Source organism: Cryobacterium sp. PH31-L1, from assembly GCF_030063145.1.
Classification (GTDB): domain Bacteria; phylum Actinomycetota; class Actinomycetes; order Actinomycetales; family Microbacteriaceae; genus Cryobacterium.
Genome location: NZ_JASISM010000007.1, coordinates 12,594 through 37,937, shown reverse-complemented (window position 1 = coordinate 37,937; position 25,344 = coordinate 12,594). Strand labels below are relative to the sequence as shown.

The 25,344-nt window shown below is 66.6% G+C and carries 27 protein-coding genes, 1 tRNA gene and 1 riboswitch; of the genes, 20 read left to right on the top strand and 8 right to left on the bottom strand.

From position 1 onward, the window contains the following. The first annotated feature begins 3 nt into the window (after nt 1-3). From mnmA to QMF22_RS14315, 7 genes are all read left to right on the top strand, one after another. Nucleotides 4-1,179 carry a tRNA 2-thiouridine(34) synthase MnmA gene (gene mnmA / locus QMF22_RS14345; protein ID WP_283454784.1) on the top strand — a complete coding sequence of 392 codons (1,176 nt, stop codon included), beginning with the start codon at nt 4-6 and terminating at the stop codon, nt 1,177-1,179. Then, nucleotides 1,172-3,439, top strand: a complete 2,268-nt coding sequence (ligA, locus tag QMF22_RS14340; RefSeq protein WP_283454783.1) for an NAD-dependent DNA ligase LigA — start codon at nt 1,172-1,174, stop codon at nt 3,437-3,439. Before mnmA ends, ligA begins: the two co-directional genes overlap by 8 nt. Nucleotides 3,440-3,507: 68 nt before the next feature. Further along, nucleotides 3,508-3,804, top strand: coding sequence for an Asp-tRNA(Asn)/Glu-tRNA(Gln) amidotransferase subunit GatC (gene gatC / locus QMF22_RS14335; RefSeq protein WP_283454781.1), 297 nt, complete (start codon nt 3,508-3,510; stop codon nt 3,802-3,804). Between the two features lie 2 nt (nt 3,805-3,806). Next, nucleotides 3,807-5,354, top strand: coding sequence for an Asp-tRNA(Asn)/Glu-tRNA(Gln) amidotransferase subunit GatA (gene gatA, locus QMF22_RS14330; RefSeq protein ID WP_283454779.1), 1,548 nt, complete (start codon nt 3,807-3,809; stop codon nt 5,352-5,354). Then, on the top strand, nt 5,354-6,859 hold the full coding sequence (gatB, locus tag QMF22_RS14325) for an Asp-tRNA(Asn)/Glu-tRNA(Gln) amidotransferase subunit GatB (RefSeq protein WP_283454777.1): 1,506 nt from the start codon (nt 5,354-5,356) through the stop codon (nt 6,857-6,859). Before gatA ends, gatB begins: the two co-directional genes overlap by 1 nt. Before the next feature lie 3 nt (nt 6,860-6,862). After that, on the top strand, nt 6,863-7,129 hold the full coding sequence (locus QMF22_RS14320; RefSeq protein WP_283454775.1) for a hypothetical protein: 267 nt from the start codon (nt 6,863-6,865) through the stop codon (nt 7,127-7,129). A 2-nt stretch (nt 7,130-7,131) separates the two neighbouring features. Next, nucleotides 7,132-8,235 carry a VIT1/CCC1 transporter family protein gene (locus QMF22_RS14315; protein WP_283454774.1) on the top strand — a complete coding sequence of 368 codons (1,104 nt, stop codon included), beginning with the start codon at nt 7,132-7,134 and terminating at the stop codon, nt 8,233-8,235. Here the strand turns inward: QMF22_RS14315 and QMF22_RS14310 are convergent. Continuing rightward, nucleotides 8,232-9,023, bottom strand: a complete 792-nt coding sequence (locus QMF22_RS14310; RefSeq protein WP_283454771.1) for a cache domain-containing protein — start codon at nt 9,021-9,023, stop codon at nt 8,232-8,234. The genes QMF22_RS14315 and QMF22_RS14310 overlap by 4 nt on opposite strands. After that, entirely contained in the window at nt 9,020-9,841 is an 822-nt protein-coding gene (locus QMF22_RS14305) for a FadR/GntR family transcriptional regulator (protein ID WP_283454769.1), read from the bottom strand. The genes QMF22_RS14310 and QMF22_RS14305 overlap by 4 nt, the downstream gene beginning before the upstream one ends. A gap of 119 nt (nt 9,842-9,960) precedes the next feature. Between QMF22_RS14305 and QMF22_RS14300 the strand changes: the two genes are divergently transcribed. From QMF22_RS14300 to QMF22_RS14275, 6 genes are read left to right on the top strand one after another with little or no spacing between them, the layout of a single operon-like run. Beyond that, nucleotides 9,961-11,007: an ABC transporter ATP-binding protein gene (locus tag QMF22_RS14300; RefSeq protein WP_283454767.1), complete on the top strand. Its 1,047-nt coding sequence runs from the start codon at nt 9,961-9,963 to the stop codon at nt 11,005-11,007. 39 nt (nt 11,008-11,046) lie between these two features. Further along, entirely contained in the window at nt 11,047-12,246 is a 1,200-nt protein-coding gene (locus QMF22_RS14295) for an ABC transporter substrate-binding protein (protein WP_283454765.1), read from the top strand. Between the two features lie 33 nt (nt 12,247-12,279). After that, nucleotides 12,280-13,206: an ABC transporter permease gene (locus tag QMF22_RS14290; RefSeq protein ID WP_283454763.1), complete on the top strand. Its 927-nt coding sequence runs from the start codon at nt 12,280-12,282 to the stop codon at nt 13,204-13,206. Nucleotides 13,207-13,215: 9 nt separating this feature from the next. Next, nucleotides 13,216-14,016 carry an ABC transporter permease gene (locus QMF22_RS14285; protein ID WP_283454762.1) on the top strand — a complete coding sequence of 267 codons (801 nt, stop codon included), beginning with the start codon at nt 13,216-13,218 and terminating at the stop codon, nt 14,014-14,016. 33 nt (nt 14,017-14,049) lie between these two features. Next, a complete protein-coding gene (dinB, locus tag QMF22_RS14280) occupies nt 14,050-15,264 on the top strand; it encodes a DNA polymerase IV (RefSeq protein ID WP_283454760.1) in 1,215 nt (404 codons plus the stop codon). Between the two features lie 25 nt (nt 15,265-15,289). Continuing rightward, nucleotides 15,290-15,616 carry a hypothetical protein gene (locus QMF22_RS14275; RefSeq protein ID WP_283454758.1) on the top strand — a complete coding sequence of 109 codons (327 nt, stop codon included), beginning with the start codon at nt 15,290-15,292 and terminating at the stop codon, nt 15,614-15,616. Nucleotides 15,617-15,703: 87 nt separating this feature from the next. On the opposite strand, the gene QMF22_RS14270 is transcribed toward QMF22_RS14275, so the two are convergent. After that, a complete protein-coding gene (locus QMF22_RS14270; protein ID WP_283454756.1) occupies nt 15,704-15,973 on the bottom strand; it encodes a hypothetical protein in 270 nt (89 codons plus the stop codon). A 43-nt stretch (nt 15,974-16,016) separates the two neighbouring features. Continuing rightward, a riboswitch (TPP riboswitch) is annotated at nt 16,017-16,126 on the top strand. Nucleotides 16,127-16,158: 32 nt separating this feature from the next. On the opposite strand from QMF22_RS14270, the gene QMF22_RS14265 reads away from it, so the two are divergent. The 5 genes from QMF22_RS14265 to QMF22_RS14245 are packed head-to-tail and all read left to right on the top strand — an operon-like array spanning nt 16,159 to nt 19,958. Continuing rightward, nucleotides 16,159-16,812, top strand: coding sequence for an ECF transporter S component (locus QMF22_RS14265; protein WP_283454754.1), 654 nt, complete (start codon nt 16,159-16,161; stop codon nt 16,810-16,812). Between the two features lie 4 nt (nt 16,813-16,816). After that, a complete protein-coding gene (locus tag QMF22_RS14260; protein WP_283454752.1) occupies nt 16,817-18,340 on the top strand; it encodes an ABC transporter ATP-binding protein in 1,524 nt (507 codons plus the stop codon). Then, entirely contained in the window at nt 18,337-19,131 is a 795-nt protein-coding gene (locus QMF22_RS14255; protein WP_283454750.1) for an energy-coupling factor transporter transmembrane component T family protein, read from the top strand. Before QMF22_RS14260 ends, QMF22_RS14255 begins: the two co-directional genes overlap by 4 nt. Next, nucleotides 19,124-19,687: an AAA family ATPase gene (locus QMF22_RS14250; RefSeq protein WP_283454749.1), complete on the top strand. Its 564-nt coding sequence runs from the start codon at nt 19,124-19,126 to the stop codon at nt 19,685-19,687. The genes QMF22_RS14255 and QMF22_RS14250 overlap by 8 nt, the downstream gene beginning before the upstream one ends. Before the next feature lie 10 nt (nt 19,688-19,697). Next, entirely contained in the window at nt 19,698-19,958 is a 261-nt protein-coding gene (locus tag QMF22_RS14245) for a hypothetical protein (protein WP_283454747.1), read from the top strand. A gap of 2 nt (nt 19,959-19,960) precedes the next feature. Here the strand turns inward: QMF22_RS14245 and QMF22_RS14240 are convergent, their stop codons facing one another. From QMF22_RS14240 to orn, 4 genes are all read right to left on the bottom strand, one after another. Then, entirely contained in the window at nt 19,961-21,250 is a 1,290-nt protein-coding gene (locus tag QMF22_RS14240; protein ID WP_283454745.1) for a D-alanyl-D-alanine carboxypeptidase family protein, read from the bottom strand. A 24-nt stretch (nt 21,251-21,274) separates the two neighbouring features. Further along, the gene (locus QMF22_RS14235; RefSeq protein ID WP_283454742.1) at nt 21,275-21,625 is read right to left on the bottom strand and encodes a metallopeptidase family protein; all 351 of its coding nucleotides are present in this window, start codon (nt 21,623-21,625) and stop codon (nt 21,275-21,277) included. Between the two features lie 39 nt (nt 21,626-21,664). Then, nucleotides 21,665-21,740: transfer RNA gene (locus tag QMF22_RS14230), tRNA-His, on the bottom strand. Between the two features lie 43 nt (nt 21,741-21,783). Next, complete coding sequence (gene orn / locus QMF22_RS14225; protein WP_283454740.1) at nt 21,784-22,458, bottom strand: oligoribonuclease; 675 nt, start codon at nt 22,456-22,458, stop codon at nt 21,784-21,786. A gap of 124 nt (nt 22,459-22,582) precedes the next feature. On the opposite strand from orn, the gene QMF22_RS14220 reads away from it, so the two are divergent. Next, nucleotides 22,583-22,801 carry a thioredoxin gene (locus QMF22_RS14220; protein ID WP_233206079.1) on the top strand — a complete coding sequence of 73 codons (219 nt, stop codon included), beginning with the start codon at nt 22,583-22,585 and terminating at the stop codon, nt 22,799-22,801. A 16-nt stretch (nt 22,802-22,817) separates the two neighbouring features. On the opposite strand, the gene QMF22_RS14215 is transcribed toward QMF22_RS14220, so the two are convergent. Beyond that, nucleotides 22,818-23,576 carry a FadR/GntR family transcriptional regulator gene (locus QMF22_RS14215; protein ID WP_283454737.1) on the bottom strand — a complete coding sequence of 253 codons (759 nt, stop codon included), beginning with the start codon at nt 23,574-23,576 and terminating at the stop codon, nt 22,818-22,820. A gap of 269 nt (nt 23,577-23,845) precedes the next feature. Here QMF22_RS14215 and QMF22_RS14210 point away from each other — a divergent pair, with 269 nt between their 5' ends. Continuing rightward, on the top strand, nt 23,846-25,309 hold the full coding sequence (locus QMF22_RS14210; protein WP_283454735.1) for an ABC transporter substrate-binding protein: 1,464 nt from the start codon (nt 23,846-23,848) through the stop codon (nt 25,307-25,309). Nucleotides 25,310-25,344 lie beyond the last annotated feature (35 nt).

The window sequence follows — 25,344 nt, the reverse complement described above, 5'->3', positions numbered from 1 at the left end:
TGGGTGAAGGTTTTAGCAGCAATGAGTGGCGGTGTTGATTCCGCCGTCGCAGCCGCGCGTGCGGTCGAAGCGGGGCACGAGGTGGTCGGCGTGCATCTCGCTCTGAGCCGAATGCCGGGCACGCTGCGCACCGGCAGTCGCGGCTGCTGCACCGTCGAAGACTCGATGGATGCCCAGCGGGCCGCCAACATCATGGGCATTCCCTACTACGTCTGGGACTTCTCCGAACGGTTCAAGCTCGACGTCGTTGATGACTTCATCGCCGAATACGCCGCCGGCCGCACGCCGAACCCGTGCATGCGCTGCAACGAGAAGATCAAGTTCGCCGCCCTGCTCGAGAAGGCCATTGCCCTCGGCTTCGACGCCGTCTGCACCGGCCACTACGCGAGCATCCTAACGGATGCCGATGGCAACAACGAACTGCACCGCGCGGCCGCCTGGGCGAAAGACCAGTCCTACGTGCTCGGGGTGCTCACCGCAGATCAGATCAACCATTCAATGTTCCCGCTCGGCGCCACGCCGACCAAGGCCGAGGTGCGCAAAGAAGCGGCCGAACGTGGCTTCTCCGTGGCGAACAAGCCGGACTCCTACGACATCTGCTTCATTCCCGACGGCGACACCAAGGGCTGGCTCGGTGAACGCGTCGCCCCGGTTACCGGCGATATCCTCGACCGGGAGGGCAATACCCTCGGCCAGCACGACGGCGCTGTCGCGTTCACGGTCGGCCAGCGCAAGGGCCTCTCCATCGGCACCCCGGCCGCCGACGGCAAGCCGCGCTTCGTGCTCGAGGTGCGCCCGGTCACCAACACGGTCGTCGTCGGTCCGAAGGAGGCGCTGGCCATCAAGGAGATCGCCGGCAACAAGTACACCTGGGCCGGGCTCGCGCCCGTTCATCCCGAGGTGGAATTCGCCTGTCACGTGCAGATTCGCGCCCACGCCGACCCTGTTCCCGCGGTCGCCCAGATTGTCTCGACCACCGCCGTGACGGGGATCGACGGCACCGTCGAACTACGCATCATTCCGAACGAACCGCTCAATGGCGTCGCCCCCGGGCAGACCGCCGTCGTCTACGTCGGCACCCGGGTCCTCGGCCAGTGCACCATCGACCGCACCGTCAGTGCCGTACCGATCAATTCATCAAGCACCGCTTCGGCCAGCCCCGTCCCGGTCAATGCCTGAGTCCGTCGAAGCTACTACCCCCGACGCGCTCAGCGTTGCGGCCGCCGAGGCCGCCGACATCACCACCCGCGTGCTTGCCGCCCGGGACGCCTATTACGGGCAGGACACGGTCGTCATCTCCGACGCCGACTACGACCAGCTCGTGTTGCGCCTGGCTGAGCTCGAACGCCTGCATCCCGAGCTGCAGAGCCAAGATAGTCCCACGCAGACCGTCGGCGGCCGCGCCGAAACCACACTGTTCGACCCGGTCACCCACGCCGAACGGATGCTCAGCCTCGACAACGTCTTCTCCATCGAAGAATTCGACGCCTGGGCCAGCAAGGCCGCGGAGAACTCCGGCCGCGCGGTGCATTACCTGTGCGAGCTCAAGATCGACGGCCTCGCCATCAATCTGCGCTACGCCGATGGCGTGCTTGTCTCCGCGGCCACCCGCGGTGACGGGGTGGTCGGCGAAGACGTCACCGAGAACATCGACCTCGTGCCCGGGATCCCGTCTCGACTGGCGGGCACCGGGCATCCGTCGTTGATGGAGGTGCGCGGTGAAGTCTTCTTTCCCACCGCCGCGTTCGACGAGCTGAACGCGGCACAGGCCTCAGCCGGCGAGCGGGTGTTCGCGAACGCCCGCAACGCGGCGGCCGGGTCGCTGCGGCAGAAGGCGGCCGGCAAGAACGCCGACCAACTCCGTCTCATGAAAGCCCGTCTGGGGCGGCTGCGCATGCTCGTGCACGGCATCGGCGCCTGGGAGAACCCTCCCGTCAGCACGCAATCCGAGGTCTACGGCCTGCTCGATGGGTGGGGACTGCCGACCAGCAGCTACTTCAGGGTGGTTGAGACGGTTGCCGAGGCCGCCGAGTTCATCGAGTACTACGGAGCCCATCGCGGCAGCGTGGTGCACGAACTCGACGGTATCGTCATCAAGATCGATGAACTGGCCCTGCACGCCGAACTCGGCGCCACCAATCGGGCCCCACGCTGGGCGATCGCCTACAAGTACCCGCCGGAACAGGTCAACACGAAACTGCTCGACATCGTGGTCAGCGTCGGCCGCACCGGCCGGGCCACCCCCTTCGCCGTGATGGAGAAGGTGCTCGTGGCCGGCAGCGAGGTGCGCCAGGCCACCCTGCACAACCAGGACGTCGTGAAGGCCAAGGGCGTGCTGATCGGCGACATGATCGTGCTGCGCAAGGCCGGCGACGTGATTCCCGAGGTGCTCGGCCCCGTCGTGGAACTGCGCGACGGTACCGAACGCGAATTTGTCATGCCGCTGGACTGCCCGGAATGCGGCACTCCCCTTGCCCCGGCGAAGGAGGGCGACATCGATTTGCGCTGCCCGAACGCGCGCAGCTGCCCCGCCCAGGTACGCGGCCGGGTCGAGCACATCGGCAGCCGCGGCGGCCTCGACATCGAGGTTCTCGGCGAGGTTGCCGCATCCGCGCTCACCCAGCCGACCGTGCCGACCGACCCGCCGCTGCCCACCGAGGCCGGCCTGTTCGACCTCGAGCTGGTCGATCTGTTGCCGATCCAGGTGATCGTGCGCGACGCCGAGACCGGCTTGCCCAAGGAAGACGACGACGGGGTGGCGAAAATCCGCACGCCGTTTTCACGCAATCCGACTCCCGCCGAGAAGAAGGCCGGCCTGACCGACCTGCAGCCCTCCTCGAGTGCGCTCAAACTACTCGCTGAGATCGACAAGGCGAAGACCAAACCGCTGTGGCGAATCCTGGTGAGCCTGAACATCCGTCACGTCGGACCGGTTGCCGCGCGAGCACTGGCCAACCACTTCGGCAGTCTTGACGCCATTCGTGAGGCCACCCGTGAGGAACTCGCCGAGGTGGACGGTGTCGGCGGCATCATCGCCGATGCGGTGCTGGCCTGGTTTCTGGTGGACTGGCACGTTGATATCGTGACGCAGTGGGCTGCGGCCGGCGTGCAGTTCGCCACGCCGGGGCATCCCGGTCCGGGAGCGGCCGAGGCCGCCGGGGGAGTGCTCGCCGGGCTCACCGTCGTGGCTACCGGGTCGCTCGAAGGCTTCACCCGGGAGGGTGCCCAGGAGGCGATCATCGCCGCCGGAGGCAAGAGCGCCTCGAGCGTATCCAAGAACACCGACTTCGTTGCTGCAGGTCCCGGCGCCGGCTCCAAGCTCGGCAAGGCTGAGGCACTGGGTCTGCGCATCATCGACGCGGAACAGTTTCGCATCCTGGTGACCGAGGGCCCGGCCGGGTTGCCGGCTGCGCCCGTGCCAGACGCTCCGCTCGCCTGAGGCGCGCAAAGGGGGGTCGGTGGGGTTCGAATAGAATTGACTCATCGATCACAAGTGTTTGGAGTTCCATGTCTGAAATCACGGCCGAGCAGGTTGCCCATTTGGCATACCTTGCCCGGATCGACCTCAGCCCCCTCGAGATCACCAATCTCACCCACGACCTCGGGCAGATAGTCGACTCGATCGCCAAGGTCTCTGAGGTAGCCACCGCTGACACCCCGGCCACGAGCCATCCGATGCCGCTGACCAACGTCTACCGTGACGACGTCGTCGTGCCCTCGCTGACGGTCGAGCAGGCACTGTCCGGCGCCCCCGACCGTGCCGGTGACAAATTCCGCGTGCCCGCCATTCTGGACGAGGAGTAACCATGACCTATCTCACCAAGCTCTCCGCCGCCGCACTCAGCGAACTGCTCATCAGCAGGGAGGTCAGCGCCGTCGAAGCGACCCGCGCCCACCTCGACCACATCACGGCCGTCGACACCGACCTGCACGCTTTTCTGCACGTCGCCGGCGACGCCGCCCTCGCCACCGCCGCCCAGATCGATGCCCGCCGTGCTGCCGGCGACGCGCTGAACCCGCTCGCCGGGGTTCCAATCGCGATCAAGGATGTGCTCGCCACCCAGGACATGCCCACGACGGCCGGGTCGAAAATTCTCGAAGGCTGGGTTCCGCCGTACGACGCGACCGTCGTCGCCCGCCTGCGCGCGGCCGGCCTCGTTCCGCTCGGCAAGACCAACATGGACGAATTCGCCATGGGCTCCTCCACCGAACACTCCGCCTACGGGATCACGCGCAACCCCTGGGACCGCGACCGCATCCCCGGCGGCTCCGGCGGCGGCTCGGCCGCGGCCGTCGCCTCGTTCCAGGCGCCGCTCGCCCTCGGCAGCGACACCGGTGGATCCATCCGCCAGCCCGCCGCCGTCACCGGTTCGGTCGGCGTCAAGCCGACCTACGGCGGAGTCTCCCGCTACGGCGCGATCGCCCTGGCCTCGAGCCTCGACCAGGTCGGGCCGGTCTCTCGCACGGTCTATGACGCTGCCCTGCTGCACGACGTCATCGGCGGACACGACCCGCTCGACTCCACCTCGCTGACCGACGGCTGGCCGTCGATGGCGGCCGCCGCACGCGACGGTCTCAAGGACGGCGCCCTCAGGGGCGTGCGCATCGGCGTCATCAAGGAACTCTCCGGCGACGGCTTCCAGGCCGGTGTCACCCAGCGTTTCAACGAAACCCTCGCGCTGCTCGTCTCCGCGGGCGCCGAGATCACGGAGGTCTCCGCCCCGAACTTCGAGTACGCCGTCGCGGCGTACTACCTGATTCTTCCGGCCGAAGCGTCGAGCAACCTGGCCCGCTTCGACTCGGTGCGATTTGGCATCCGGGTCAACCCGGAGAGCGGTTCGCTCACCAGCGAGCACGTGATGAGCGCCACCCGAGAGGCCGGTTTCGGTCCGGAGGTTAAGCGCCGTATCATCCTCGGCACCTACGCCCTGAGCGCCGGTTACTACGACGCCTACTACGGCAGCGCGCAGAAGGTGCGCACACTCATTCAGCGTGACTTCGCCGCCGCATTCAGCCAGGTCGACGTTCTGATGTCGCCGAGCGCCCCAACCACCGCGTTCAAATTCGGCGAGAAGCTCGCCGACCCGATGGCCATGTACATCAACGACGTGACGACCATCCCGGCAAACCTGGCCGGCGTGCCCGGTATGAGCATCCCGATCGGCCTGGCGCCCGAAGACGGCCTGCCGGTCGGCCTGCAGATCATGGCCCCCGCCAAAGCGGATGCCCGCCTCTACACCGTCGGCGCCGCGATCGAGCAGCTGCTCGAATCGAGCTGGGGGCACACCATGCTCAGCCAGGCTCCGGCCCTGACCCCGACCGAAATGTTTGCCAGCGAAGAGGGAGCCGTCTGATGGCCAACAGCGAATTGATGGACTTCGACAAGGCACTCGAACTGTTCGAACCGGTGCTCGGCTTCGAGGTGCACGTCGAACTCAACACCAAGACCAAGATGTTCTGCGGCTGCGCCAACGAGTTCGGCTCCGGCGCCAACACCAACACCTGCCCCACCTGCCTCGGCCTGCCCGGCGGACTGCCGCAGGTCAATAAGAAGGCGCTGGAATCCAGCATCCGCTTGGGGCTGGCTCTGGGGTGTGAGATCGCGGAACACTCGCGGTTCGCCCGCAAGAACTACTTCTACCCCGACACCGCAAAGAACTTTCAGACCAGCCAGTACGACGACCCGATCTGCCACGACGGGTCGATCACGATCGAGCTCGAAAGCGGCCGCCTGGTCACCGTCGAGATCGAACGCGCCCACATGGAAGACGACGCCGGCAAGCTCACCCACATGGGCGGCGCGACCGGACGCATCCAGGGCGCCGACTACTCGCTCGTCGACTACAACCGCGGCGGCGTGCCGCTGGTCGAGATCGTCACGCAGATGATCGAGGGCGCCGAGCACGACGCCCCCGAGATAGGCAAGACCTACGTCGCCGCCATTCGCGAGATTGCCAAGGCCCTCGGCGTTTCCAACGCCCGCATGGAAGAGGGCAACGTGCGCTGCGACGCCAACGTCTCCCTGCGACCGCGCGGCTCGAACGTGCTCGGCACCCGCACCGAGACCAAGAACGTCAACTCGCTGCGCAGCGTCGAGCGTGCCGTACGCTACGAGATCCAGCGTCAGGCGGCCGTGCTCCACGCCGGCGGCACCATCACGCAGGAGACCCGGCACTGGCACGAAGACACCGGTATCACGAGCGCCGGTCGGCCCAAGAGCGACGCCGACGATTACCGCTACTTCCCCGAGCCCGATCTGCTGCCCATGGCGCCGTCGCGCGAATGGGTCGAAGAGCTGCGCCTCACCCTGCCGGAGCCGCCCGCGGCCCGCCGTAAGCGTTTGCAGGCGGCCTGGGGTTTTGTGAACCTGGAGTTCCAGGACGTCGTCAACTCCGACCTGCTCGACGCTGTCGAAGCGACCGTCGCGGCCGGGGCATCCGCTCAGTCCGCACGCAAGTGGTGGACCGGCGAAATCGCCCGCCTCGCCAACGTGGCCGGAGTCGCCGCCGACTCGCTCGTGACGCCGGCGCAGCTCGCCGCGCTCATCGCCCTGGTCGAAGCCGGAACCCTCACCGACCGCCTGGCCCGCCAGGTACTCGAGGGCGTGATCGCCGGCGAAGGAACCCCGGCGGAGGTCGTCGAAAGGCGCGGACTGGCCGTGGTCTCCGACGACGGCGCCCTCATCGCCGCGATCGACGCCGCCCTGCTCGGCCAGCCCGACGTGCTCGCCAAGATTCGCGATGGCAAGGTTCAGGCCGCCGGCGCCGTCATCGGCGCGGTCATGAAAGCGATGCGCGGGCAAGCGGATGCCGCGCGCGTGCGCGAACTCGTGCTCGAACGCGCCGCCACAATCGAGTAGCCGGTGACAATCCAGGCATTCGGAGTGGGCGTGCAGGTCGTGGTGCACCTCGACCGCACCCGCTTTCCCGACTCCCTCGTCGAAGACCCGATCGGCGTGATCGTCGCGCCGGGGGAGTCGGAGGGCTCCGGGCTCTACGCACCGACCGTGCAGCGCGAGAAGTTCTGGGTCGTAGCCTTCGAGGAACCGTTCGTCGGCCTCGATGGCTCGGGACCCCACGACTCCGCCCGCATTCCGCAGAGTTTCCTGGAAGCGGCGCCGGAGGCGTGAACGTGACTGCTCCGGGGCGCGACGGGCGTGCGCCGTCGGCCCGTGACATCCGTCGGTGGCGGCAATACCTCGCCGACGAACAGGCCGAGGCCGCGGTCTACCGCGACCTCGCCAACCGTCGCGCCGGCGAAGAACGGCAGATTCTGCTCGCCCTCGCCGACGCCGAGGGGCGGCACGAAGATCACTGGCGGCAGCTGCTCGGCAGCGACATCGGCTCACCGCGGCGCGGCGCGCTGCGGACCCGATTTCTCGGGCTGCTGGCCCGTCGGTTCGGTTCCGTGTTCGTGCTGGCCCTCGCCCAGCGGGCCGAAGGCCGCTCGCCGTATCAAGCGGATGCCGACGCCACCAGCGCCATGGCCGCCGACGAAACCGTGCACGAAGAGGTCGTGCGCGGCCTCGCTGCCCGCGGCCGCAAACGCCTGTCCGGTACCTTTCGGGCCGCCGTGTTCGGCGTCAACGACGGGCTGGTCAGCAACCTCGCCCTCGTGCTCGGCATCGGCGCCACCGGGGTTCCGGCCGCGACCATTCTGTTCACCGGCATTGCCGGGCTACTGGCCGGGGCGCTGTCGATGGGGGCCGGCGAATACGTCTCGGTGCGGTCCCAGCGGGAACTGCTCGAGGCATCCAGCCCCGCGGCTCCCGCCAAGAGCGTGCTCTCCCACCTCGACCTCGCCGCCAACGAGCTGACCCTGGTCTACCGGGCCCGTGGCATGTCTGAGGAGGAGGCCGAGACGTTCGCCCGCGGCGTGCTGGCCACCGCGTACGCGGCGACCGGACCGATCACCGCGGTCACCAAGCAGCCGCGAGAGCTCGACGAACACGAAGCGATCGGTACCGGAACCGGTGCCGCCCTGTCGAGCTTCTGCTTCTTCGCATCCGGTGCGCTGCTGCCGGTGCTGCCCTACCTGTTCGGCATGAGCGGCTACGCGGCCATCATCGTCGCTACGGTCTTGGTCGGCGTGGCCCTGCTCGCCACCGGCGCCGTCGTGGGCCTGCTCTCCGGTGGTCCGCCGCTGAAGCGGGCCCTGCGGCAGCTTGTGATCGGGCTCGGCGCGGCCGCGGTCACCTACCTGCTCGGGCTGGTCTTCGGCACCTCGATCGGCTAGCGCGGCGCCGGCACGGCCACGATGGCCAGTCCGGTCTCTCCGCACCACTGGAACGTGTGACCGGCTGGCAGGCCTGGTGCCCCGCCGGACTGGCCGCTGAGGTGTTCCGAGAGACCGGGCAGGCGCAGCAGTGCACCGGTCGCGAGGTGAGTGTCGGTCGAGACCACCACCCGTCCACTGGAGTTGATGACCGTGACCGAGATGCCGTCAGCGCCGAGGCGCGGTACGAGGCCGCGTTCGATTTCGTCGACCGAGAGGTCGATGCCGACGACCCCGATCAGCTCGGCTGCTCGATACACCGGAAGCGTGAGGGTGAGCGTGTACTCATCGGTGCACAGGTAGTCGACGTAGGGGCCGGTAATGTGTCGGCGTCCCGTCTGTTCCGGAACCCGCCACCATTCCAGCGCGGTGTAGTCCCGAAAACTCTCATCGAGAGGGTCTTCGACCGTTTCCAGATGACGGATGCCGGTGGCCGGCCCGGTCACCTCCGAGTTCGGCCCGCCCAGCCACCAGGCCAGGTGCCAGCCCAGAAAGTTCGGCGCGGAAACAAAACCGGCTCCGATGACGCACCCGTCGGAGCCGGTGAACTCCCGGCGCACCAGCGATTCCATCAGCGGATCCAGGTCGGCCCGGTCGGCGATACTGTCGGGCCGCGCGGCATAGCGTTCCACCAGATCTGCCCAGTGTTCCAGCCGAGCGAAGACCGGGTCGAAGACGGCGGCAACGGATGCAAGACCGGCCACGGTCTGCGGCCCATCGTGCTTGGGAATGAGCGTTTCGGGCGTCATGCGGGTGTGCCAGAGGGCAGTACCGCGGTGGTGTTCACTGTCGCTGTGCTGTCGGTCATCGTTGACCTGCCCTTCTGCTCCAGGAGTGATTTCGCCTCGATCAGCCACTCGATGGACTCGGTGATCTGCGTCACGGTGAGCTGTCGGGCGCTGGCGCCGTCCTCGGCGACGAGTGCCGCGACCGTCTCGCGTTGCACGGCGCTGCAGCGTTCCCGGCGGCTCCCATCCCGCAGGCTGAGCCAGAGCAGGGAACCGAATTCCGCTTGCAGACGCAGCTCTTCACGCACGAGCCGGGGGGATTGGCTGAGCGCGGCCACCTCGAGACGAAACGTACCCTGACCGCGGCGCGCGGCATCCGCTGTGCCGGCATCTGCCCGGTCGAGGATGCGCTCGAGGTTCTCGATATCGGCCGCGCTGGCCCGGTCGGCGGCGAGCTCAGCGGCGAGGCCTGCGATCGCGGAGTAATGCACGCCCAGGTCGCGTACCTGCACCCGGGACCAGGCCACCAGTCGCTCATCCTGCAGGTCGGTCGCACCCCGCCCGGCGAACGTGACGAAACTGCCGCCATCGCGGCCGCGCTTTGTGTGCACGAGTTTGTTCCGCCGCAGAATTTGCAGCGCTTCGCGGGCGGTGACCGTGGCCACGCCGAGTTGGCGGGCCAGCTCGGCCTCACTCGGCAGGCGTTCGCCGTCGTGCAGCACCCCCAACACAATCGCATCGGTCAGTCGCTGCAACACCAGCTCAGCCCGGCCGGCGCCGTCGAGCGGGGCGAAAATGGCCGCGCGCGTTCCCGATCCAGCTCGGATGGACTGCGGCATCGGCGGCTCATTTCAGGTTGTGACACGACCGTAACATCCTGGCGCCCATTTATGACATCTAACTCCATATGATTAGCCTGTGAGTGAGCAGGGAGTCGTCGAATGAGTGAGGAGATCTCGTGACCGGTGCGCAGCCCGCCATCCGTCTGACCGGTCTGACCAAGAGTTTCGGCAGCGTCCATGCCGTCGACGGCGTCGACCTGGACATCGCCCCGGGGGAGTTCTTCTCCATGCTCGGCCCGTCGGGATCGGGAAAGACCACCGTTCTGCGCCTGATCGCCGGCTTCGAGCAGCCCACCAGCGGAACGATTTCGCTGCTCGGGCAGGACGTCACCGACCGGGCCCCGTTCGACCGCGACGTGAACACCGTGTTTCAGGACTACGCGCTGTTTCCGCACATGAGCGTGCTCGACAACGTGGCCTACGGGCTGCGCGTGCGCGGCGTCGCCAAGCGCGCCAGACACGAGCAGGCGCGAGCGGCCCTCGACACCGTGCGCCTGGGCAGTTTCGCCGATCGCAAGCCGAGCCAGCTCTCGGGTGGCCAGCGCCAGCGGGTGGCCCTGGCCCGGGCCACCGTCGTGCAGCCCAAGGTGCTGCTGCTCGACGAACCGCTCGGCGCACTCGACCTCAAGCTGCGCGAGCAGATGCAGGTCGAACTCAAGGAGCTCCAGCGCAACCTCGGCATCACCTTCATCTTTGTGACTCATGACCAGCAGGAAGCCCTGACGCTCAGCGACCGCATCGCGGTGTTCAATGAGGGCCGGATCGAGCAGCTGGGCACCCCGGCCGAGATCTACGAGCGCCCGGCCTCACCCTTCGTTGCGGCGTTTGTGGGCACTTCCAACATTTTTGATGACACCGTCTCGCAGGCGCTTCTCGGTCGCGCTGGCACCCACTCGGTGCGCCCGGAGAAGATCAGCGTGACCACAGAGAACCTGCCGCTTTCAGCCGATCGAACGGCCGCCGGCGTTCTCGCCGAGGTGATCTACGTCGGCAGCAGCACCCAACTCATCGTCGACCTCGACGCCGGCACGCGGGTCGTCGTGCTCGAACAGAACGATGCGCGCCGCGTGGCGACCAACGGACGCGGCGCACGCGTCACCATCGGCTGGAACGACTCCGACATCGTCGCCCTAGCCCCACCAGGACTCATCTCCCACCCCTGACCGCACCTCCCTGCCCGCACATCCCGAATGGAGAAAGTCATGAAACGCAGTTCTACCCGTACCCGCTTCACCGCTGGCGCCCTCAGCGGCGTCGCGATCGTGTCGGTTGCCCTTCTTCTCACCGCCTGCGGTACCAGCCAGGGCGGCGGCACCGCTGCGCCGAGCGAGGCTCAGGCCGAGCTCGGCGAGATGGAAGGCAGCGTCTCGCTGCTGGCCTGGCCCGGCTATGTCGAAGACGGCAGCAACGATCCAACGGTCGACTGGGTCAGCGCCTTCGAAGACAAGACCGGCTGCACGGTCACCAGCAAGACCTACGGCACCTCCGACGAAGCGTTCAGCCTCATGAAGACCGGTGACTACGACGTCGTCGCGGCCTCCGGTGATGCCTCCCTGCGGCTCGTCGCCGCGCGGGACGTGGCCCCGGTCAACACCGACCTCATCCCCAACTACGCGGGCATCTTCGACTTTCTGAAGATGCAGTCCTGGAACAGCGTCGACGGTGTCTCCTACGGCATTCCGCACGGCTACGGTGCCAACCTGCTCATGTACAACACGGAGGTCGTGACCCCGGCACCCACGTCGTGGAATGTCGTCTTCGACAAGTCGTCCGAGTACAAGGGTGCGGTGACCGCCTACGATTCGCCGATTTCGATAGCGGATGCCGCGGTCTACCTCATGGCGCACCAGCCGGACCTGGGCATTAAGAACCCGTACGCGCTCGACGAAACGCAGCTTGCGGCATCCGTTGAACTGTTCAAGAACCAGCGCATCAACGTGGGCGAATACTGGTCGGACTACCTCAAGGAGGTGCAGGCCTTCGAAACCGGCGACACCGTGGTCGGTACCACCTGGCAGGTCATCCGCAACTCGCTCGCTGAGGGTACCCCGGCCGAGGTCGTACTGCCCGAGGAAGGCGCGACCGGCTGGTCGGACACCTGGATGATTGCCGCAGGCGCGAAGAGCCCCAACTGCGCCTACGCCTGGCTGGACTACATCGCGAGCCCCGAAGCCAACGCGCAAGCCACCGAGTACTTCGGTGAGGCACCGTCCAACGCCGGAGCCTGCGAGTTCACGGTCAACCCCGATCACTGCGCGAGCTACCACGCCGGCGACGCCGACTACGCGGCGCAGATCTGGTACTGGTCGACACCGATCGCCCAGTGCCTCGACGGGCGCACCGACGTACAGTGCACCGACTACTCCGACTGGACCACCGCCTGGCAAGAAATCAAGGGCTAATCCGCCCGCTCGAGTCAGACAGAAGGAAAAATCATGACGGTTGACGCTCCCGCGCCACCCACCCGCCGGGCGGTGGTGCCCCAGCACCATCTCACCGTCGCCCGGCGGGGCTCGGTCTTTCTCAGCCGGCACCCACGACTGCGACTTTCGCTGCTGCTGAGTGCCCCCCTGTTCTGGCTCGGCCTGGTCTACATCGCGGCCCTCGCCGCGCTGCTGATCACCGCTCTGTGGACGGTGGACTCGTTCACCGGGCAGATTTCGCAGACCTGGACCCTCGACAATATCGCGGCGGTGCTCACCGGTTCGCTGTACCAGACCGTGACGCTGCGCACCCTCGGCGTCGCGCTCCTGGTCACGATCATCGACATTGTGATCGCGCTGCCGATCGCGTTCTACATGGCCAAGGTGGCCAGCCCCCGGGCCCAGCGCATTCTCGTGATCGCCATTCTGATGCCGCTCTGGGCGAGCTACCTCGTGAAGGCATACGCCTGGCGATCGGTGCTCTCGCAGGGGGGAATCTTCGAATGGCTGGTTTCGCCCTTTGGCGGGCACAGCCCCGGTTACGGCCTGCCGGCAACGATCATCACCCTGTCCTACCTGTGGTTGCCGTACGTCATTCTTCCGATCTATGCGGGACTGGAGCGCGTGCCGGATTCGCTGCTGGAGGCATCCGGTGATCTCGGCGGTGGCACCTGGGCGACGCTGCGCCTGGTGGTGCTGCCGATGATCTGGCCGGCGATCATCGCCGGGTCGATCTTCAGCTTCTCGCTCTCCCTCGGCGATTACATCACCGTGAATATCGTCGGCGGAGCCAACCAGATGCTCGGCAACCTCGTCTACACCAACGTGGGGGCCGCGAACAACCTGCCGCTCGCGGCCGCGATCGCGCTCATTCCCATTCTGATCATCTTCGCCTACCTCGCTGCCGTGCGGCGCACGGGCGCACTCAACAACCTGTAGGAGCGTGCCATGCGTCTGAGTCGCCCCGCCAGCGGCCTGCTCGCGGCCATCACGGCCGTGGTGCTGGCCCTTATCTATCTGCCCCTGCTCGTGGTCTTCGTGAACTCCTTCAGCACCAGCCAGAACCTCGTTTGGCCGCCGCCGGGCTTCACCCTGGAGTGGTGGGCCAAGGCGTTTCAGAGCGACGGTGCCCTCGATGCGGTGCTGACCAGCCTGCAGGTAGCCCTGGCTTCGACAGCGGTGGCACTCGTGCTCGGCACGCTCATCTCGCTCGGGCTGCAACGCTTCGAATTCTTCGGCCGGGATGCCATCAGCCTGCTGGTCATCCTGCCGATCGCGCTGCCCGGCATCGTCACCGGCATCGCCCTAAACAATGCCTTCCGCACCGGGCTCGGCGTGCAACTGTCGATTCTGACGCTCATCATCGCCCACGCCACGTTCTGCATCGTCACGGTGTTCAACAATGTCATCGCCCGGCTTCGCCGCCTCGGCACCAGCCTTGAAGATGCCTCTTCCGACCTCGGCGCGGGAATCTGGACGACGTTTCGGCTCGTCACTTTTCCACAATTGCGGTCGGCGCTGTTCGCCGGCGGCCTGCTCGCCTTCGCCCTGAGCTTCGACGAGATCATCGTGACGACGTTCACCGCGGGATCGACTGTGAAGACCCTGCCGCTGTGGATTCTGGACAACCTGTTCCGCCCCAACCAGGCGCCCGTGGTCAACGTCATCGCCGTGGTGCTCGTGCTGGTCTCGATTATTCCCATCTACTTCGCCCAGCGCATCGCCGGTGCCGAAAAGGTTGTGCGCTAGGTCGTTCGTGCCGGATCGGGTTAGGGTTTTTCGGTGGGCAGACAGGACGGCAGCGGGCGGCAGATCTCGGCGGACGACGTCGACGACCGTTCAGCGACCGTGCTTCACGTCGACCTCGACGCGTTCTTCGTGTCGGTCGAGCTGCTCTCGCACCCCGAATTCGTGCACCTGCCGGTGATCGTGGGCCATCGCGGGGGGCGGTCGGTCGTCACGGCGGCCAACTATATTGCCCGGCGCTACGGCGTGAACTCGGCGATGCCGATGGCCCTCGCCCTGCGGCAGTGCCCGAACGCGATCGTGCTCGAGCCGCACATGGGGCTCTATCGGGACTATTCCAGCCGGGTGATGAGCATTTTTGACGACGTCACCCCGCTCGTGGAACGGCTCGGCATCGACGAAGCCTTCCTCGACGTTTCCGGCGCAACCAATCTGTTCGGCTCACCGGCGGTGATCGGCGAACTGATCCGTGCGCGGGTGTTCGCCGAGACCCGGCTGGTCTGCTCCGTCGGCGCAGCGTCGACCAAATTCGTCGCCAAGCTCGCCTCCGGCCTGTCCAAACCCAACGGGATGCTCGTCGTTCCGGCCGACGACACGATCGAGTTCCTGCATCCCCTGCCGGTGACGGCCCTGTGGGGTGTGGGAGCGGCCACCGAGCAGACCCTGACCCGCCTCGGCCTGAAACTCATCGGCGATATCGCGCACACGCCACTGGACGTGCTGAAAAAGACGCTGGGGGAGGCATCCGGTTCGAAGCTGTTCGAGCTATCGTGGGGGCGTGACCCCCGTTCGGTGACGCTCGAGCGAGAAGAAAAGAGTGTCGGCCACGAGGTCACGTTTGAGCACGACGTGACCGACATCGACCGATTGCGCAGCGAGTTGCTGCGGCAGTGTGACCTCGTTGCGGCGCGCCTGCGGCGGGGGAATCTGGTGGCCAGGCGCGTGTCATTGAAGCTGCGCTACACCGACTTCAGCACGGTCACCCGTTCGCGCACCCTGGCCGAGCCCAGCAATGTCGGTCGCCGCATTTATGAGGAGGCCGTCGCTGCGTTCGACCTGCTGGCCGCGACGGGCATTCGCGTGCGCCTGATCGGGGTGCGGGCCGAGCAGCTGGGGACGGCGTCGGGGTCGGTGGGGTTGTGGGATCCCGACGAGGATTGGCGCGGAGCCGAGCTGGCGGTCGACTCGGTGACCGAGCGATTCGGGGCGGGAATCGTACGCCCAGCCTCGTTCTTCAAGCCTCGCCCATAAGGCGCGAGTCGGCTACCCTGTTGAAATGACCAGCCTCCCGGAAAAACTCGCAGACACGTTCCGTTCCGCCGGTGTGAAATCGGCCTACGGTGACCCCGTGCAGATCGACGGCGTCACCCTCGTACCTGTGGCGCTCACCTACTACGGCTTCGGCGGCGGCGACGCCGGTGAGGGCGGTGCCGGATCGGGCGGGGGCGGGGGCGGAGTGTCGCTGCCGATCGGCGCCTACGTGAAGTCAGGTGGTACCGCCCGATTCGAGCCGAATGTCATCGCGCTACTCGCCGTTGGTGTGCCGTTTCTGCTGGTGGCCGGCCGTGCCCTGGCCCGGGTGATCCGGGCCCTGAAAAAGTAGCCCTTCTCCCACCTCGGCCCCCTGACTCTTTTCTTTCCGGGCCCGGGCCCGGAAAGTGGGCCCAGGATAGATCATGGGCTCGCGTTCCTAAGGTGGGCCCGGGCGCGGGCCGCGCGGCTTGCGCGCCGAGCGGATGCGACGCGGCCATCGCGGCCGACGCGCGAACAAGCCCGGTGCAAAGCGGCCAGGTGCAAAGCGGCGTCGCAGCCAGGCCGGCACCCGGGGCCGCAGCCAGGACGGCCAGTGCCACGGGCCACTCACCGGCAGGCCTTGAGCGATACGACGGCGGCGCATAATGAAGCGGCGCAGGAGTACGAGGTACAGCGCCGCCAACACGAGCAGAATGCCGATGCTCATCTCGTGATCCCCATGCCGCAAGTCTAAGCGGGGCACTACAATTGAAAATGATCACGGGAGTCCGGTACACCGGGCTGAGAGGAAGCTGACCAAGCTTCGACCGTCGAACCTGATCTGGATCATGCCAGCGCAGGGAGGCTTCTCGATCCCGTGCCCTGTATTCACCTACGGAAAGGGCACGAACAGTGCACGCTACATCGACTTCACTCAACCAGTCCACTCGCGAGGCACCTGCGGCGAAAAAGCCGCGCAACTTTCGCTGGCGCGTCGTCGACATCGTCGTCGCCAGCGTCATCGGCGTAGCGAGTGGTGTCATCTTCTGGGCCTGGGGCCTCGCCTGGTCGCCGCTGAGCGCGATCCTCACGTTCACGCCCGGCCTCGAAGGCCTGCTGGCCGGCGGCTGGTTGTTTGCCGGAGTGCTCGGCGGCCTCATCATTCGCAAGCCTGGCGCGGCCCTCTACACCGAGATCATCGCCGCCGTCGTGTCGATGCTGATCGGCACCCAGTGGGGGTTCTCCACTCTCATCTGGGGCATCGTTGAAGGCCTCGGGGCAGAGCTGGTACTCGCCCTCTTCCTCTACACGAATTGGCGCCTCGGCGTCGCCCTGCTGGCCGGTGCCGGCGCCGGGGTGGCCGTAGGACTGCTCGACACGACCGTCAGCTATGCGGCACTGGATGTTGGTTTCAAGGCCGTCTACTTCGTATCCGCTGTCGTATCGGGCACCGTGCTCGCCGGGCTGCTATCTTGGCTCGCCATGCGCGGCCTGGCCCGCACCGGCGCGCTCAGCCGATTCGCTGCCGGCCGGGAAGGTTCGCGCGCACCCGCCGCGATCAGTTAATCGGATGCCACCCCCCTCGTCGACCTCGTCCGCTCGCGGCCCCCAGATTCGGCCCGTGCAGATCGAAGCCCGCGGCTGGGGCTGGCGCCACGCCGGACGCCACCACCACGCCGTGTCGGGGCTCGACCTGCGGATCGAGCCCGGCGAGCGGGTACTGCTGCTCGGAGCCAGCGGCGCCGGCAAAAGCACCCTGGTGCACGCGCTGGCCGGGGTACTCGGCGACGCCGAGGACGGCGACGAGACGGGCAGACTGCTCATTGACGGCGGGCGCGCGGCCGCGGCCCGGGGCCGGGTCGGACTCGTGCTGCAGGACCCGGACTCCCAGGTGGTACTCGCCCGGGTCGGCGACGACGTGGCGTTCGGCTGCGAGAACCTGGCTGTTCCGCGGGCAGAAATCTGGCCGCGCGTGCGGCGTGCCCTCGCCGAGGTCGGCCTCAACCTGCCCCTCGACCATCCCACGTCGAACCTGAGTGGAGGCCAGAAACAGCGCCTGGCCCTGGCCGGTGTGCTGGCCATGCAGCCCGGACTGCTCCTGCTTGACGAACCGACCGCGAACCTCGACCCGGTCGGGATCATCGAGGTGCGTGACGCCGTCGTGCGCTCCCTCGACCATTCCGGGGCCACTTTCGTCGTCATCGAACACCGCGTTGAGGTCTGGCAGGACGTCGTCGACCGCGTCATCGTGCTCGACCCGGCCGGCGGTGTGCTCGCCGACGGGCCGACGCGCCAGATTCTCGCCAGCCAGGGCGATCGGCTGGCTCAGGCCGGCGTCTGGGTGCCAGCCCGGCCACCCCGGTTTCCGGTACGGCACGCGATCAGCAATTCTCAGAGCCTGCTCCGGGCCGACGGACTCGCGGTCGGGCGTGTTCCGTTCGGCCGACGCGTGGCATCCGTCGTCGCAGAGGGAATCACCCTCTCGGTCGACGCCGGCACTGCCACCGTCGTGACCGGGCCGAACGGCGCCGGCAAGTCCACCCTCGCCCTGACCCTGGCCGGTCTGTTGAAACCGGCCGGCGGAACGCTGCGCGCGAGCGACAGCCTGGCGGACGGCATCGTTGCCGAACCTCACCGGTGGCGCTCCCGGCAGCTGCTCACCCGCATCGGCACCGTCTTCCAAGACCCCGAGCACCAGTTTCTGGCCGCCACGGTGCGCGGCGACCTGACGATCGGCCCGCACGCACTCGGACTGAGCCCGGCGGAGCAGACCAGCCGCGTCGACGAGCTCATGCACCGGCTGCGGCTCGACCACCTCGCCGACGCCAACCCCTTCACCCTGTCCGGCGGCGAAAAGAGACGGATGTCCGTCGCCACCGTTCTCGCCACCCGCCCTCGCCTGCTCGTGCTCGACGAGCCGACGTTCGGGCAGGATTCCCGCACCTGGCAGGAACTCGTGAGCCTGCTGGCTGAACTGCTCGACGAGGGCACCGCGATCGTGGCGGTCACCCACGACGCCCAGTTCGTCAGCGCTCTCGCGGATGAGGAGTATCGACTCGGCGCGCCGATGAGTCTGGGGGTGGCACAGCCGTGAGCCTGATGACCCCCAGCATCCGCACCAGCGTGGTTGCCCGCCTCAACCCGGTGGCCAAGCTGTCCGTTGCACTGATCGTCAGCTGTGCGCTGCTGCTGTCGATCGACTGGGTGTCGGCGGGCGTGGCCCTGCTGCTCGAGGCCGTGCTGCTCGTCTGGTGCGGCCTGAGCGCCCGCCAATTCTGGCTGCGCACCGCGCCGGTCTGGATCGCGGCGCCCATGGCATCGATCACGACGATTCTTTACGGTGAAGACTCCGGCGCGGTGCTCTGGCAGTTCGGTTTTATCTCGGTGACCGAGGGCTCCGCCCAGCTGGGTCTGGCCATCGGGCTGCGAGTGCTCGCGATCGGTCTGCCCGGCATCGTTCTGCTGGCCACGACCGACCCGACCGACCTCGCCGACGGTCTGGCCCAGGTGCTGCGCCTGCCGGCTCGGTTCGTACTCGGCGGACTGGCCGGGCTGCGGCTCGTGGGCATGTTCATCGACGACTGGCATTCGCTCGGACTTGCCCGGCGAGCCCGCGGGGTCGGCGATGGCGGCGGTCTGCGCGGTGCCGCACGCCGGTTCTTCGGGCCGGCCTTCTCCCTGCTCGTCATCTCGGTGCGACGCGGCAGCAAGCTCGCCACGGCCATGGAAGCCCGCGGCTTCGGCAGCAACGAGCCACGTACCTGGGCCAGGCCATCGCACGTTCGGGCAGCGGATGCCGCTCTTGTCGCCATCGGATTCGCCATCGCCGGCATCGCGATCGGCGTCGCCGTGTGGGCAGAGACCTGGAGCTTCATCCTTGCCTGATCTCCAGCGCCGGGCGTTGCTGGCCCCGATACTGGCGGCCCTGCCCGCGGCCGGGCCGAACCCGGTCGTGCTCATCGACGGACCGAGCGGCGCCGGCAAGAGCACCCTCGCCGATGCCCTGGCGGCGCACTGGGCGGACGCGAACACGCCGCAGCTGGTTCGCATGGACGACATCTACCCGGGCTGGGACGGCCTCGACGCCGCGATTGAACACCTGCGACGGCAGGTGTTGCTGCCGTGGCGGGCGGGACTACCCGCAGCCTGGCAGCGTTACGACTGGGCCGTGAACGGGCCGGCGGAGTGGCATCCGCTTGACCCGGCCCGTCCCCTGGTCGTGGAGGGCTGCGGCACCCTCGCGGCCGCGCATGAACCGCTCAGCGACGTGCGGGTCTGGTTGTCCGCGGACGATGCACTGCGCAAACGGCGCGCGCTGAGTCGCGACGGCGACGCGTTTCGCTCACACTGGGATCAGTGGCAGCAGGAATGGGCGACCTACCTCCAGCGGGAGGCCCCGGAAATTCGGGCAACCGTTCGCTTGCAGGCCACACGGGACTAGATTAGCTGTCATGAGCCCAGACAGTGACACCCCGACCCTGTACATCGCCGAGTTCATCGACGGCCCGCTCGAGGGCCAGATCGATTCCCGGGCGCTCGTGCATGGAAAACACGCGCCCCGCATCAGCATGGTTGCCGCCGTCGGCGGGCTTGAGTCGGTGTTCTGGTACGACGAAGTCGACGAGCGCGACGTGAGCGGGCAACTCCGCGTACGGTACGCCTTCGACCAGGGCGAGAGCGACCCGGTCGACACCGAGGTTGAGCCGCTGTAGAACTACTGGTCGAGCAGGGCCGTGATCATCACGATCGGATGCAGCAGTCGCCAGCCCGGCCCCGGGTCGGCGATGCCCTCGTCGAGTTTCAGGGCCGCCGAGAGTTTCTCCCCGGCGACGGTGAGCCGCACCTGGCCCACGTTCGCTCCGGTGCGGGCCGTTGCGAAGTCCTTGAGCTCGACCGTTGCGGCGTCGGGAGTCGCTGCCTGCCAGGCGTAGCGGGTGCGCGACACCCCGACCACGGCTGCGGCCGTGTCGCCCCACGCCGATTCGAACGTTGCATAGGCATTGCCGGCGGCCAGAACGGGCAGCGGCCCCACGCCAGCCCGCGCGCTTGTCATGAGTGCGGTCAGGTCGGCCGTGAGCGCATCATAGGTCGGCTCACCGATGAACGCACCAGAAAAGGTAAAGCTCGAAGCGCCGTCACTGACCTCGGCGGTGAACAGAAAACACACACCCGCGGCATCCGTATAGCTGCGCGATATGCCCGTGATGCCCTCCTCCGGCAGATACGACGTCGTATTCTGCACTCCGCGACGGTCCGCCAAAACGGATGCAGGACTGGCCAGCATCGAAGACACGATCGGGTCGGTCGCGGCCAGGCCGGCGAGGTGGGCCAGATCGGTGGCGGTTCCGGCGCTCGCATCGTGCAGCCCGGTGGCGTCAACCACGGCGGTGCCGGTCAGCCCGTTGTCGGCCAGCCAAACATTGGCAGCCACTACGTAGGCGTCGACCGAACCGAACGCCCAGCGTGCCACGGTATCGGCATGATTGTTGCTCGATCCGAGCAGCAGCGCCTGCAGTAGCTCGAGTTCGGTCCACTGCTCGTCGGCGAAGACAGTGACCGAGCGCGCTCCGGCCTTGTCGTAGTCGAGGTAGCTCTGAAAATCGGCGGCCGTGAGCGTCACCACGGGTCCAGTCTCGCCCGCCACAATCGGTTTCGCGTCGAGAACGACGAGGGCGGTCACCACTTTGGCAATTGAGGCCATGGGAAGCGCCTCGGCCGTGCCCGCGACCGCGAGCGGCGCCGATGGTTGCGAAACCTCCGCGCCGGTTGACGTCGTTCCGGACGCGTCGCTGGTCGTGGCGGCGAGCACGGTGATTGCGCTCGCGCCGTTGGCGGAAAGCACCGGGGGAGTGGGGGCCGTGGCCGTGGCTGCGGGAGTGACCGTGGTGGCGGTGACCGGTGGCAGCGGCCCCAGCAGCGTCGCGGGGCCGTAGACGCCGAAACCGAGGATCACCACGGTTCCGACCAGAATGCCAACGAGACGGCCGGGACGGAAGGAGCTCATTCTTCAAGGCTAGACCGCCCGGAGTCAGCCCCAGCCGAGTTCGTGCAGCCTGTCGTCATCAATGCCGTAGAAATGGGCGATTTCATGCACCAGGGTGATGTGAATTTCATCGTGCAGGTCGTCCATGGTGTCGCAGATCGCCAGCAGCGGCTCACGATACAGCACAATACGATCGGGCATCTCGCCAAAGCCGTACTGGCCACGCTCGGTGAGGGCGACCCCGTCATACAGGCCCAGGATCTCGAGGCTGCCGTCTTCGGGACGGTCTTCAACCACAAAGATCACGTTGTCGAGCCCGTCGACCATATCGTCGGGCAGAAGATCGAGTTCGTCGATGACCAGGCGCTCGAATTCGGCGGCGTCAAGTTGTAACATCGCGGCCTGCTTTCGATGCCCGACAAGCCAGTGTTTCATTGGGGTGAGTAACGGGGATTGAACCCGCGACCTCCTGGACCACAACCAGGCGCTCTGCCAACTGAGCTATACCCACCATGCGTCCCTGCGTTTTCACGCGGGGCAACTCAGCAATCCTATTACACCTCGGAGGCGAATAAGTGCACAACTTCGGCCGCGTGCGACTTGGCCTCGTCGCTGGTCGGGCCCGGGTCGGCCACGAATACCGTCTGTCGGTAGTACGCAAGCTCGCGAATGGACTCGAGGATGTCGGCGAGCGCACGGTGGCCGCCGTCTTTCGCCGGGGCGTTAAAGTACACCCGCGGATACCAGCGTCGGGCGAGCTCTTTGATTGAGGACACGTCGACGTTGCGGTAGTGCAGCTGGTTGTCCAGGCGCGGCATGTAGCGGGTGAGGAAGGCTCGGTCGGTGCCGATGGAGTTGCCGGCCAGGGGGGCCTTCTGCTCGGCCGGGATGAACTTCAAAACGTATTCGAGTACCTGGAACTCGGCCTCGGCGGCGCTGACGCCGTCCGGAATCTCGGTGATGAGGCCGGAGGAGGTGTGCATGTTGCGCACGAAGTCGCCCATGTTTTCGAGGGCGGAGTCATTGGGCTTGATGATGATGTCAAGGCCGGGGTCGAGCACATTGAGGTCGTAGTCGGTGATGACGACGGCGATCTCGACGAGTTCGTCGCGGTCCAGGTCGAGCCCGGTCATCTCGCAATCGATCCAAACCAATCGGTCGGGACTTTTCGACGTCGGGGAGGTCGCTGGGGATGTTGCCGGTGCTGTACCAGTCGTGCTGTTCGTCATGCGTCGAGTCTACCGGTGGCCTGCGACAGGGCCTGTAAACTTGAGGGCTACCGATGTTCAACGCACCACCTGCGAGGCCCTGATGGAATTCACACTGTATTCGTCGTCATTCTGCGAACCGTGCATGCAAACGCGAGCCGTTCTCGCGGAGGCGAAACGGCTGGTTCCCGGGGCGACCATGCGCGAGATCGACGTGGCCGGTGAACCCGAGCAGGCCGAGGCGCTGCTCATTCGCAACACTCCCACGGTCATCATCACCAACGGTGCAGGTGCCGAGGTTTTTCGTGCGGCCGGTGTTCCCACCCTCGCGCAGGTGCTCGTCGCGGCCGCCAAGGCGCTCTGACGTTTACGGCTCTGGGTCACGCTCCCGCTACGCCGCCCTGCACTGCCCGGCCCTCCGGCGAGATCACATCGCCGTAGTACTCGATCACGAATGAGCGCGCCAGTCGCCCGGCCGTGGGTCCGTCGCCCGCCGAGATCGCGGCCAGAATTTCCCGGTCGTGGGCCAAAGACAGCTCCATCTTGGTCGCGGAGTCGGGTGCACGATCGAGTCCGCCGGTGACCATATCGATGAGCGCTCCGCGGGTTGCTTCCCCGCAGATCTGCATGAGCTGGTTGTGGCTGGCGGCCCACACGCTTGAGTGGAACGCCACGTCCGCTCGGCTAAAGGCGACCGGACCATTCGCGATCTCCGCCTGCATGGCATCCACTGCGGCGCGCATCGCCTCCAGCTCCTCCTCGGTGCGGTGCTCTGCGGCCAGGGTGCAGGCGGCGTCCTCCAGCATGATGCGAAACTCCACCAGCTCCGACAGCGCGATGGTTTCCAGGCGCACCAGACGGTTCACGGTCTTGGTGAGAATAGCCGGAGACGCTTGCAGAACCTCGGGTCCGCGCGGGTCGCCGGGCCGCGAGCGCACCAGCCCCGTGCTTTCGAGTACTCGCAGTGCCTCCCGGATGGTCGACCGGCTCACTTCGAAGGTGAGCATCAGCTCGCGCTCGCTTGGCAGGCGATCGCCGGGGCGGAGGTCGCGGGTGCTGATCGCTGACTCGATCTGCTCGACCACGCGTTCGTAGGCCTTGACAGTTTTCACGGCGGTAAATGCGGCTTTGTGGGCCATTGGCACTCCCTCGAGGTTGCGACCAGCGTCGTAGAACTGGCGCCAATTGAAGCTGTGTCAATATCGGGGTCGATCTTGACGATCTGAGATCTACATGTAAAGCTGACTTTGGTACAGAGTGTACTGGTCTGACCATGTATTTCTCCGGTATGGACAGCACATTTCCACAGTATTTCTGGCCGCTCGTCGTCGGGCCAGCCAAACCAGAGGGGCACGTTCGAATGAGGGCACACACCCGGCGAAGCCTGTTCGCCAGCATTGCCACGGTCATGGTTTCTTCGATGGCCCTGGTCGGTTGTTCCACCGGGTCGACGACCGCCGAGGGAGAGCCGGACACGTACTTGACCGTTGGCCTGTTGGCCACGCCCGGCAACCTCGACTACACCACAACCGCCGGTGCCGCCATTCCGCAGGCGCTGCTCTACAACGTCTACGAAGGCCTGGTGAAACTCGACAACGAGGGCACCATCATCCCCTTGCTCGCCACATCCTGGACCGTCAGCGACGACGGCCTGATCTACGATTTTCTGCTGAACGAAGGCGTGACCTTCTCCGACGGCTCGCCATTCACCGCCGCGAGCGTCAAGTTCAGCCTGGAACGGGTCAAAGACAACTGGACCGCCAACGGACCGGCCTACCTCGATCCGATTGCCAGTATCGAGGCCGTCAGCGATACCGAGGCCCGCATCACCCTGTCGAAGCCGAGCAACAGCTGGCTCTTCAACATGAGTGGTCCGGTCGGCACGATGTTCACCGAATCCGGAATCGCTGATCTGGCCACCGCCCCGGTGGGTACCGGGCCTTACACGGTCAGCTCGTTCAAAACCGGGGACAGCCTCGTGCTTGCCGCCAACACGGACTACTGGGGCGACGCCCCGTATATGACCGACGTCACCCTGCGCTATTTCACCGACGCAACAGCGCAGACCAATGCGCTGCTGAGCGGAGACATCAACCTCATCTCGGGCATCTCGCAGTTTCAGCTGGTCGACCAGTTCAAGTCCAACGCTGACTTCCAGGTGCTCGAAGGTGCCAGCACAGGCGAGGTCACCCTGTCGATGAACAACGCGAGCGACGCATTCGGCGACGTTCGAGTGCGCCAGGCGGTCATGTACGCCATCGACCGCCAGGCCGTTATGGACACCGCGAACAGCGGTTACGGCCTGTTGATCGGCTCCATGGTGCCGCCGACGGACCCATGGTACGACCAGGATCTGGCCGATCTGTACCCCTACGACCCCGACAAAGCCTCCGAACTACTTGACGAAGCCGGAGCTAGCGACCTGACTGTGGCCTTCAAGATTCCCAACCTTCCCTACGCAGTGGCCGGCGCTCAGGTCGTCAAGGACCAGCTCGCCAAGGTGGGCATCACCGCCAACGTGACGGCCCTCGAATTTCCCGCCGTGTGGCTTGATGACGTCTTCTCGGGCCACGACTACGACATGTCGCTCATCATGCACAGTGAACCGCGTGACGTGACGGTCTTTGCGGCCCCCACCTACTACGCGGGCTACAACTCGCCCGAGGTGATGGCCAAATTCGCCGAAGCGGATGCCGCCGACCCGGCCACCTACACCGAACTGATGAAGCAGGCCACGACCACCATGGCCGAGGAAGCCGCCGCAGATTGGCTCTACCTGCAACCGGCCATCTCCCTCGCCGACGCCGACCTGCTCGGGGTACCCAAGAACACACCGAGCCTCGCGCTCGACCTGTCGACCATCGCACGATAGGCGAGGTTGCCGGAACGCGTACGGTTGGTGTTCCC

Excerpts from the sequence above, each read along its gene's own strand:
- ligA (WP_283454783.1), top strand. The coding sequence starts at position 1,172 with ATGCCTGAGTCCGTCGAAGCTACTACCCCCGACGCGCTCAGCGTTGCG.
- gatC (WP_283454781.1), top strand. The coding sequence starts at position 3,508 with ATGTCTGAAATCACGGCCGAGCAGGTTGCCCATTTGGCATACCTTGCC.
- gatA (WP_283454779.1), top strand. The coding sequence starts at position 3,807 with ATGACCTATCTCACCAAGCTCTCCGCCGCCGCACTCAGCGAACTGCTC.
- gatB (WP_283454777.1), top strand. The coding sequence starts at position 5,354 with ATGGCCAACAGCGAATTGATGGACTTCGACAAGGCACTCGAACTGTTC.
- QMF22_RS14310 (WP_283454771.1), bottom strand. The coding sequence starts at position 9,023 with ATGACGCCCGAAACGCTCATTCCCAAGCACGATGGGCCGCAGACCGTG.
- QMF22_RS14305 (WP_283454769.1), bottom strand. The coding sequence starts at position 9,841 with ATGCCGCAGTCCATCCGAGCTGGATCGGGAACGCGCGCGGCCATTTTC.
- QMF22_RS14295 (WP_283454765.1), top strand. The coding sequence starts at position 11,047 with ATGAAACGCAGTTCTACCCGTACCCGCTTCACCGCTGGCGCCCTCAGC.
- QMF22_RS14290 (WP_283454763.1), top strand. The coding sequence starts at position 12,280 with ATGACGGTTGACGCTCCCGCGCCACCCACCCGCCGGGCGGTGGTGCCC.
- QMF22_RS14285 (WP_283454762.1), top strand. The coding sequence starts at position 13,216 with ATGCGTCTGAGTCGCCCCGCCAGCGGCCTGCTCGCGGCCATCACGGCC.
- QMF22_RS14275 (WP_283454758.1), top strand. The coding sequence starts at position 15,290 with ATGACCAGCCTCCCGGAAAAACTCGCAGACACGTTCCGTTCCGCCGGT.
- QMF22_RS14270 (WP_283454756.1), bottom strand. The coding sequence starts at position 15,973 with ATGAGCATCGGCATTCTGCTCGTGTTGGCGGCGCTGTACCTCGTACTC.
- QMF22_RS14260 (WP_283454752.1), top strand. The coding sequence starts at position 16,817 with ATGCCACCCCCCTCGTCGACCTCGTCCGCTCGCGGCCCCCAGATTCGG.
- QMF22_RS14245 (WP_283454747.1), top strand. The coding sequence starts at position 19,698 with ATGAGCCCAGACAGTGACACCCCGACCCTGTACATCGCCGAGTTCATC.
- QMF22_RS14240 (WP_283454745.1), bottom strand. The coding sequence starts at position 21,250 with ATGAGCTCCTTCCGTCCCGGCCGTCTCGTTGGCATTCTGGTCGGAACC.
- QMF22_RS14235 (WP_283454742.1), bottom strand. The coding sequence starts at position 21,625 with ATGTTACAACTTGACGCCGCCGAATTCGAGCGCCTGGTCATCGACGAA.
- orn (WP_283454740.1), bottom strand. The coding sequence starts at position 22,458 with ATGACGAACAGCACGACTGGTACAGCACCGGCAACATCCCCAGCGACC.
- QMF22_RS14220 (WP_233206079.1), top strand. The coding sequence starts at position 22,583 with ATGCAAACGCGAGCCGTTCTCGCGGAGGCGAAACGGCTGGTTCCCGGG.
- QMF22_RS14215 (WP_283454737.1), bottom strand. The coding sequence starts at position 23,576 with ATGGCCCACAAAGCCGCATTTACCGCCGTGAAAACTGTCAAGGCCTAC.
- QMF22_RS14210 (WP_283454735.1), top strand. The coding sequence starts at position 23,846 with ATGGTTTCTTCGATGGCCCTGGTCGGTTGTTCCACCGGGTCGACGACC.